We start from the raw sequence: 9489 nt of genomic DNA, 5'->3' as shown, positions 1-9489 counted from the left end.
TCTCTTAACTTTTTTAGGATGGCATTCTCCACTCTCAGGTACTCATTTTCTGCTTGAAGGCGTTCTAACTCTGTCATCTCTTCGGGTTTCTTCTTTGGTTTACGTCCCATTTTAGGTACTCTCCCTTTTGTTTTCTCAACAATAGTATACCCGTTTTTCTTGTATTGCGCTAGCCAATTAAGAAGTATCGTACGACTTGGGAGGCCGTATTCAAGAGAAACTCTATCTTTAGTCCAGCCTTCATGTAAGACTTTATGAATCATTTCTTGTTTTAAATCAGGAGAATAGTAACGATTTTTTCCTTTTTTGACGAACTCTATTCCATAACGATCAATCAATTTAATCATGTACCTAATATTAGAATTGTTTATCCCAAATTTATTTGAAAGCTTCTCTAAGCTATATCCTTGTTTTCTAAGTTCATAGATCTGAACTTTATCATCATAAGTTAATTTCATAATAAAAATACCCCAAAAGTTAGATTTTTTCTGTCTAACTTTTGGGGTGCAGTTCAAAATTACCGTTTTTTGTTTGAATTCTATTACTATTAACTACCTATTATTACTAATATTATTACCAACAGTACTAATATTAGTACTAATTACCCTGAGGCCATCGTTTGTAAATTGACCCAAAACGTCAAATCCGTCATAAATTCCTTTATAAATAAAGAGTCCTAAAATTATAGATGAAATAATAATACTTGCACAAATAAAATATGTATGTTTTTTTTCATTCATAATATCGATTATCTCCTAAGTTAGTATAGACTAATAGTTGTATAGACTAATAGTTCCGTTTTGATTAAATGGGACTCTATAATAAGATTTGCCTGATATAGTACCTCCAAATGTAAATCCAGCTCCTAACAACTCTGCTTTAACTGAAGCTGAACCACTACTTTCTATAACTGCTGTTAAAGTGCCATTATAAGCATACTTTATTTTTGTTGTAGGGAATCCATTTGTAGACCAAACATCAATAGTTTTGTCTTCAATAGATGTGTTTGTAATAGAATTTGTTATTCCTAAGTAATAACCGTGAATTGAGTTAATCTGACGGAAAGAACCCTCATTATATAGCTCAATATTTACGCTTAATTGAACTGTAGTTCTAGCAAATGTTGCACTTCTTTTTAATGTGTGTGAAGTAACTGTAGATCGAGAGAGATCTGGAATAAATTCAATAGTTTCAACAACCTTTCCAGTATCACTATCAATAACAGTTGCAACTTCGTTGAATCCTGATTTCGAATATACTACTTCTGGATTAGGGATATTATAATCCTCAACAGTAAATTGCAGTTCGTTGAATTTTATAACAAGGTCATTAGTGGTATCGGCGTTTACAGAAATAGGCAAATAAAACAATGCTAAACAACTAAATAATAGAGTAATTAGTATTTTTTTCATGATAATGATCACCTACCATTCTTTCATAACTAAGTTGGATATTAAGGGTTGATAATTATAGTTTGTACATTGGAATCATCTGCTTTCTTATAGGAATATTAATTGAATAAGGCAATTTCTTTTTATTTGTATTCGCTTACATTTTATCATATAATGTTATTGTAGTCAAGAAAAATGTGCTATTATGTTAAAAAATATTTTTCAAAATATAAATGGACTGATTTATTTTGGATTTTATTTGTTATTTTGACCTGCCTCTTGACGGGTAATAATACTCTTTTCCCCCTTACCCATCAAGAAATCTCTTATCATGGGTGCTTATTGGGAATTACACTTGCCTTATATCATTTACTATTTATTGATAAGTTTGTTATCTCGAATCGAAAATAAAGTTTAGGGCTATGCTTGACTGTGTACCTTTAGGATTGATTTTGGAGGGAAGATTTTGTCTCTGTTATTTATTATTTTAAATTTGTTTATCTTGTACAAGATCTATTCTTTGAGGCGGGAGAAATCGAAATACTTGATTTATACGGCCTATATCATATTTGGGGTAAATGTAATATATGGTATTCAATGGTTATTAAAAGAACTGGTTTCAAAGATTTCCACTTAATGTATATAGAAACTCCAGTGATTTTTGCATAACAAAACGCATAAGATTAAGGTTTTTGAGTACCTGTTCTTATGCGTTTTTGTAATATTGGAGATTTTCGGTAAGTTTTATACCTTTGGGAAGTCTAGTTTAGAATGCTTTCCCAACCAAAATCTCTGCTTCAATGGTAATCTCTGTCAAGTCGCTCCAGTCAATCTTGCTCTGGTCAACGTGAAAGAGGAGAGGGGTCATGCTGAGTAGGGCTTGAAGTTGCTCTGATGTGATAGTCTTAGTCAGAGAGGCAGTTTGACTAGATAGGATGGTAAAGTGTTCTTGGAAATGATTTTTGATACCTTGATTAGAATAATCCTTGTTTGTCAGCTGGTTCTGTACCCTTTGACGGATTTCCTTGAGGTGATTTTCGGTTGGAATAACCTTTATCAAGATACCGTCTTTGGATAAAACGCGACGAAATTCTCCATAGTTGGCAGGTGAGAAGATATCAAGCAGAATGTCCATGCTAGCGTCTTTTATAGGAAGTCGTGCCAAGTCGCCAACGAACCAATTGACTGCCCAGTTTGGTTCACTCTTGGCAGCGATTTGGACGGAATCTTTGGAAATATCAAAGGCATAGAAAGTTTTTTCAGAGTGACTTTCTTGGAGTTTTCGAGAGTAGAAACCTTCGCCACAACCAATATCCAAGATTGTGGTGCTAGTTTCTGAATTTGCTAACAAGTCAGATACAGCATCTAAAATAGCTTGGTAAAAGCCAGCTTCTAGGATTTGTTGACGGTTTTGAAAGTTTTCCTTGTCGTAGTTAGCAGATTGCTTAATTTGAGGTGCCAGATTGACATAGCCAAATTTAGCCAAGTCAAAAGAATGACGATTGCTACATTTGAGACTGCTCTCTACCAGAGTCAGATTTTCTTGGCAGATAGGACAGGCAAAGGCAGTCGCAGAAGCGAAGCGCTGGAGTTTAGGTTTGAGATTTGTATTCATAGTTTAAGTGTATCAAAAGAGGCAAATGAAAGCAACTTTAGGAATAAGTAGATGGGAGATTCAGTAGAAATAAAACTAATTCTCCAATTTATAGAATAAAATTGCTTTTATATCTAAATTGCTATATAATAATATCTAGGAGGAAATAAGTATGTTAAAAGAAGTATTGACCGTCGCAAAAGTTGCGAAAAAATCATCACTCTTTTTAGGTGGTGTTGCATTTGGTACCCTTGGTTTGAAAATCTTGGCAAGTAAGGAAGCTAAAAAAGGTTATTCTAAAGCTTTGGCTAAGGCTTACAAGTTGAAAGACGAGCTAGATGCATCTGTTTCTGTTGTGAAGCAACATGGAGATGATGTCTTGCAAGATGCCAAATATTTGTACGAGCAAGAGAAAAAAGAAGAGCAATTAGATAGCCTTATAGGAGAATAATATGTCTTTTAAAGTGCTACATAGAGGATACCAACATATCCGACTATCATCTTCTTTTTCACTCACCTTGGATATTCAAGACTATCTTCGTTCCTTGGCGAGAGATGAAAAGGGGATTGAGTCTATCCAGTTTTACATGGATCAACAGCACTTTACTCTACGTATAAAAGAAGGCTTTTCTGTATTAGATAATGCAGAAGCCTTTTTAAAAAGAATTGATAAAGGGAAAGTTTCTGAGTTGATGACTCTTCCCATTCGTAGAGAAGAGAGTGCTTATTCTATTGTTTCAGGTGCAGCGGTTAAGCGTGTACTTTTTCGTAGTTTTGTGCCGTATCCTATTCGCTATATATGGACTTGTTATCAGGCTTTTGGTTATATTAGAGAAGCCTATCAAACACTAGCGCGTAAGGAACTAACGATGGAGGTCTTGGACTGTTCGGCGATTTTATTGTCCTTGTTTATGAACCAATCTAAGACAGCTAGCAATATCATGTTTATGCTTGATTTGGGGAATCATTTAGATCAGTGGTCCTTGAAAAAAACTGCAACAGATTTAGAACAGAGTCTTCTTGCAAAAGAGAGCGATGTATTCTTAGTACAGGGCGATACGGTCGTTAGTATCAAGAGTTCCGACGTTCAAATAGGAGATGTCTTGGTCCTATCTCAAGGAAATGAAATTCTGTTTGATGGACAAGTAGTTTCAGGTTTAGGTATGGTCAACGAAAGTTCCTTGACGGGAGAGAGTTTTCCAGTTGAAAAAAGAGAGTCTGATTCGGTTTGTGCAAACACAGTCTTGGAGACTGGGGAGCTACGCATTCGTGTAACCGATAATCAGATGAACAGCCGTATTTTACAGCTGATTGAGTTGATGAAGAAATCTGAAGAAAACAAGAAAACGAAACAACGCTATTTCATCAAGATGGCGGACAAGGTCGTCAAATATAATTTCTTGGGGGCTGGGCTGACTTACCTATTGACAGGTTCTTTTTCGAAGGCTATTTCTTTCCTATTGGTCGATTTCTCCTGCGCTTTGAAAATCTCTACTCCTGTAGCTTATTTGACAGCTATCAAGGAGGGGTTGAATCGTGAAATGGTGATTAAGGATGGGGATGTTCTGGAGAAATATCTGGAAGTTGATACTTTCTTGTTTGATAAGACGGGAACAATCACAACTAGCTATCCGATAGTTGAAAAGGTGTTACCTTTTGGGGACTATAGTGAGGAAGATATTCTCAGAATCAGTGCCTGTCTTGAGGAACACATTTATCATCCTATTGCTAATGCCATCGTCAAGCAAGCCGAGATAGAGGGAATTGAACATGAGGAAATGCATGGGAAACTCCAATATATCGCAAGTAAGGGAATCAAATCCCATATCGATGGGCAACCAGTTCTTATTGGGAATTATGTTTTGATGCAGGATGAGCAAATTCATATCAGTTCAGAACAAAATGCTTTAATTGAAGAGTACAAGAGTCACTACAATCTCTTATTCTTGGCTTATCAGAATGAATTGATTGGAATGTTCTGCATTCATACTCCTTTGAGAAAAGAAGCAAAAGCAGCCTTGGAGAAACTTAAGGCACAAGGGAAAAAATTGATTCTGGCAACAGGGGACACCTTGGTTAGGACAGAGGAATTAGTCAAAGATTTGCCCTTTGATCAGGTTTATACAGATTTGAAACCTGATGGGAAATTTGAGTTAGTAGAGGAACTGCAGAAAGCAGGTCACACTATTTTGATGGTTGGGGATGGGTTGAACGACTCAGCGGCTCTAACCCTATCAGATATCGGTGTGGTGATGAATGAGAGTGCAGATATTTCTAAGCAGATGAGTGATATATTATTGTTAGATAATCGCTTGGATTTCTTCCAAGAGTTGGATTGGCTATCATCATCTTTGCAAACACTCATCAAGAAGAATATTCAAGATACCGTTGTCGTAAATAGTAGTTTGATTGGCTTCGGCTTGTTTAACTGGCTCAGCCCTTCAAATCTTTCTATCTTACATAATCTAACAACCTTACGTATAGTCCTGCGTAGCCTGTCTATTAAGGCTAGATAGATGAGAGTTATTAACAGCAAAAAGGAGTTACCTTTCTTGAGGTTAACTCCTTTATTTATAGATAAATGTTGAATAGTTTAGTAAGTCAATACAAAGTATTTTTTCTTCCCACGACGGATAACAGTCAGTTCGTTCTCTAACTTATCTGCGTCACTCAAGACATAGTCAAGGTCTTGGATGCGGTCGCCGTTGACGTAGATAGCTCCGTTTTGGACGTCTTCACGGGCTTGGCGTTTTGAGTTAACCACACCAGATGACACGAGCAGTTCTACGATATTGTGGTTTTCGTCTGCCTGTACTTGGTAGTTTGGTACACCACGAAGTCCTTGTTTGAGTTCTTTAACAGAAAGATTTTTGATGTTTCCTGCAAAGAGTTGCTCAGTGATGTTGAGGGCTTCTTTGTAAGCTTCTTCTCCGTGAACAAGTGTAACAACTTCACGAGCCAAGATTTTTTGAGCCAAGCGTTCGTGTGGAGCTGCTTCAAATTGTTTACGGATGTCTTCAATCTCATCAAGTGACAAGAAAGTAAAGATTTTCAAGAAGCGAACAGCGTCTGCGTCCATCACGTTCATCCAAAATTGGTACATTTCGTATGGAGAAGTCTTTTCAGGATTGAGCCAGACTGCGTTTCCTTCTGATTTACCAAATTTCTTACCAGTTGCATCTGTGATCAGTGGAACAGTTATAACGTGGCCAGTCTTGTCAGCTTTACGACGAAGCAATTCAGTACCAGCTGTCATATTTCCCCACTGGTCAGAACCACCGATTTGTAGCGTTACGTTGTGGTCTTGGTTAAGGACGAAGAAGTCGTAACCTTGCATGATTTGGTAAGCGAACTCAGTGTAAGAAATCCCTGTTTCAATCCGTTTTTTAACAGATTCCTTACTCATCATGTAGTTGACCGTGAAGTATTTTCCAATGTCACGGAGGAAGTCAATGAAGCTGATGCTGCCAAACCAGTCGTAGTTGTTGACCATGACAGCTTTATTTTCGCCATTTTCAAAGTCAAGAAAACGAGAAAGTTGTCCTTGGATAGACTTGACCCAGCCATTTACTGTGTCTTTTGTTTGGAGACTACGTTCAGCATCTTTGAAGGACGGATCTCCGATGAGACCTGTAGCACCGCCAACGAGCGCATAAGGTTTGTGACCTGCTAATTGCAGGCGACGACTTGTCAAGATTGCGACAAGGTGGCCTAGGTGAAGGCTGTCAGCAGTTGGATCGTAGCCAGTATAATAAGAAACTTGACCTTCTTCTAGGGCTTTACGCAAAGCTTCTTCATCAGTCGTTTGAAATATCAAACCACGCTCTTTTAGCTCATCAAAAATGTGCATGTGTCTTTTCTCCTTTTTAAAATTATTGTTTCTAACTATTGTATCACAAACTTGGGCAATAGCCTAGCAGAATAGGGAAGAAAGTGGCTATTTTATTGAAAGTTTCCCTTTTGTGGTATAATAGATAAAGTGAGGAAATCCATGCAAAATCAATTAAATGAATTAAAACGAAAAATGCTGGAATTTTTCCAGCAAAAACAAAAAAATAAAAAATCAGCTAGCCCTGGCAAGAAAGGTTCAAGTGTCCAAAAATCTAAATCCTTAGAGAAGCCAGCCATTTTTCCAGCTATTTTACTGAGTATAAAAGCCTTATTTAACTTACTCTTTGTGCTCGGTTTTCTAGGAGGAATGTTGGGAGCTGGGATTGCTTTGGGGTACGGAGTGGCCTTATTTGACAAGGTTCGGGTGCCTCAGACAGAAGAATTGGTGAATCAGGTCAAGGACATCTCTTCTATTTCAGAGATTACCTATGCGGATGGGACGGTAATTGCTTCCATAGAGAGTGATTTGTTGCGCACTTCTATCTCATCTGAGCAAATTTCGGAAAATCTGAAGAAGGCTATTATTGCGACAGAAGATGAACACTTTAAAGAACATAAGGGTGTAGTACCCAAGGCGGTGATTCGTGCGACCTTGGGGAAATTTGTAGGTTTGGGTTCCTCAAATGGGGGTTCAACCTTGACCCAGCAACTGATTAAACAGCAGGTGGTTGGGGATGCACCGACTTTGGCTCGTAAGGCGACAGAAATTGTGGATGCTCTTGCCTTGGAACGCGCCATGAATAAGGATGAGATTTTAACGACCTATCTCAATGTGGCTCCCTTTGGCCGAAATAATAAGGGACAGAATATTGCAGGAGCTCAGCAGGCAGCTGAGGGGATCTTCGGTGTAGATGCCAGTCAGTTGACGGTTCCTCAAGCAGCATTTTTAGCAGGACTTCCACAGAGTCCCATTACTTACTCTCCTTATGAAAATACTGGAGAGTTGAAGAGTGATGAAGACCTAGAAATTGGCTTAAGACGGGCTAAGGCAGTTCTTTACAGTATGTATCGTACAGGTGCCTTAAGCAAAGACGAGTATTCTCAGTACAAGGATTATGACCTTAAACAGGACTTTTTACCATCGGGCACGGTCACAGGAATTTCACGAGACTATTTATACTTTACAACTTTGGCAGAAGCTCAAGAACGTATGTATGATTATCTAGCTCAGAGAGACAATGTCTCCGCCAAGGAGTTGAAAAATGAGGCAACTCAGAAGTTTTATCGCGATTTGGCATCCAAGGAAATTGAAAATGGTGGTTATAAGATTACTACTACCATAGACCAGAAAATTCATTCTGCCATGCAAAATGCGGTTGCTGATTATGGCTATCTTTTAGACGATGGAACAGGTCGTGTAGAAGTAGGGAATGTCTTGATGGACAACCAAACAGGTGCTATTCTAGGCTTTGTAGGTGGTCGTAATTATCAAGAAAATCAAAATAATCATGCCTTTGATACCAAACGTTCGCCAGCTTCTACTACCAAGCCCTTGCTGGCCTACGGTATTGCTATTGACCAGGGCTTGATGGGAAGTGAAACGATTCTATCTAACTATCCAACAAACTTTGCTAATGGCAATCCGATTATGTATGCTAATAGCAAGGGAACAGGAATGATGACCTTGGGAGAAGCTCTGAACTATTCATGGAATATCCCTGCTTACTGGACCTATCGTATGCTTCGTGAAAAGGGTGTTGATGTCAAGGGTTATATGGAAAAGATGGGCTACGAGATTCCTGAGTACGGTATTGAGAGCCTGCCAATGGGTGGTGGTATTGAAGTCACAGTTGCCCAGCATACCAATGGCTATCAGACCTTGGCTAATAATGGAGTTTATCATCAGAAGCATGTGATTTCAAAGATTGAAGCAGCAGATGGTAGAGTGGTGTATGAGTATCAGGATAAACCAGTTCAAGTCTATTCAAAAGCTACTGCGACAATTATGCAGGGCTTGCTGCGAGAAGTTCTATCCTCTCGTGTGACAACAACCTTCAAGACGAATCTGACTGTTTTAAATCCTACTCTGGCTAATGCAGATTGGATTGGGAAGACTGGTACAACCAACCAAGACGAAAATATGTGGCTCATGCTTTCGACACCTAGATTAACCCTAGGTGGCTGGATTGGGCATGATGATAATCATTCATTGTCACGTAGAGCAGGTTATTCCAATAACTCTAATTACATGGCTCATCTGGTAAATGCGATTCAGCAAGCCTCCCCAAGCATTTGGGGGAACGAGCGCTTCGCTTTAGATCCTAGTGTCGTAAAATCCGAAGTCTTGAAATCAACAGGTCAAAAACCAGGGAAGGTTTCTGTTGAAGGAAAAGAGGTAGAGGTCACAGGTTCGATTGTTACCAGCTATTGGGCTAATAAGGCGGGAGCTCCTACGACAAGCTATCACTTTGCCATTGGAGGAAGCGAATCAGATTATCAAAACGCTTGGTCAAGTATCGTTAGTACATTGCCAACTCCATCAAGCTCCAGCAGTTCAAGTAGTTCAAGTAGTTCAAGTAGTAGTTCTAGCGATAGCAGTAACTCGAGTACTACACGACCTTCTTCTTCAAGGGCGAGACGATAAGTTCTATAAACTGTGCTAAATGAAGTGGC

At 38.6% G+C, this 9489-nt stretch carries 8 protein-coding genes; 4 read left to right on the top strand and 4 right to left on the bottom strand.

Features of this window, described 5'->3' with window-relative positions; all coding sequences use genetic code 11:
- Together HT714_RS01655 and HT714_RS01650 are read right to left on the bottom strand one after the other, a co-directional pair.
- A partial coding sequence (locus HT714_RS01655; protein WP_173226917.1) for a transposase occupies positions 1-458 on the bottom strand: 458 nt, incomplete at its 3' end.
- Positions 459-770: 312 nt separating this feature from the next.
- Positions 771-1412, bottom strand: coding sequence for a hypothetical protein (locus HT714_RS01650; protein WP_173226915.1), 642 nt, complete (start codon positions 1410-1412; stop codon positions 771-773).
- Positions 1413-1586: 174 nt separating this feature from the next.
- On the opposite strand from HT714_RS01650, the gene HT714_RS09570 reads away from it, so the two are divergent.
- The gene (locus HT714_RS09570) at positions 1587-1802 is read left to right on the top strand and encodes a hypothetical protein (RefSeq protein ID WP_049534906.1); all 216 of its coding nucleotides are present in this window, start codon (positions 1587-1589) and stop codon (positions 1800-1802) included.
- Positions 1803-2157: 355 nt separating this feature from the next.
- Here HT714_RS09570 and HT714_RS01645 read toward each other — a convergent pair whose 3' ends face one another.
- Positions 2158-3006 (bottom strand): putative RNA methyltransferase, encoded by an 849-nt coding sequence (locus HT714_RS01645; protein ID WP_173226913.1) that lies wholly within the window; start codon positions 3004-3006, stop codon positions 2158-2160.
- 151 nt (positions 3007-3157) lie between these two features.
- Here HT714_RS01645 and HT714_RS01640 point away from each other — a divergent pair, with 151 nt between their 5' ends.
- Both HT714_RS01640 and HT714_RS01635 read left to right on the top strand, forming a co-directional pair.
- Entirely contained in the window at positions 3158-3436 is a 279-nt protein-coding gene (locus tag HT714_RS01640) for a DUF6110 family protein (RefSeq protein WP_000910909.1), read from the top strand.
- 1 nt (position 3437) lies between these two features.
- Positions 3438-5501, top strand: a complete 2064-nt coding sequence (locus HT714_RS01635; RefSeq protein ID WP_173226911.1) for a heavy metal translocating P-type ATPase — start codon at positions 3438-3440, stop codon at positions 5499-5501.
- Positions 5502-5578: 77 nt separating this feature from the next.
- Here the strand turns inward: HT714_RS01635 and tyrS are convergent, their stop codons facing one another.
- A complete protein-coding gene (gene tyrS / locus HT714_RS01630) occupies positions 5579-6835 on the bottom strand; it encodes a tyrosine--tRNA ligase (protein WP_173226909.1) in 1257 nt (418 codons plus the stop codon).
- 141 nt (positions 6836-6976) lie between these two features.
- On the opposite strand from tyrS, the gene pbp1b reads away from it, so the two are divergent.
- Positions 6977-9460, top strand: coding sequence for a penicillin-binding protein PBP1B (pbp1b, locus tag HT714_RS01625; RefSeq protein WP_173251389.1), 2484 nt, complete (start codon positions 6977-6979; stop codon positions 9458-9460).
- Positions 9461-9489 lie beyond the last annotated feature (29 nt).

Source organism: Streptococcus sp. 3705, from assembly GCF_013277145.1.
In the GTDB taxonomy this organism is placed as follows: Bacteria; Bacillota; Bacilli; order Lactobacillales; family Streptococcaceae; genus Streptococcus.
Note: the sequence above shows the minus strand (reverse complement) of the source record. Positions and strands in the feature narration are given on the sequence as shown.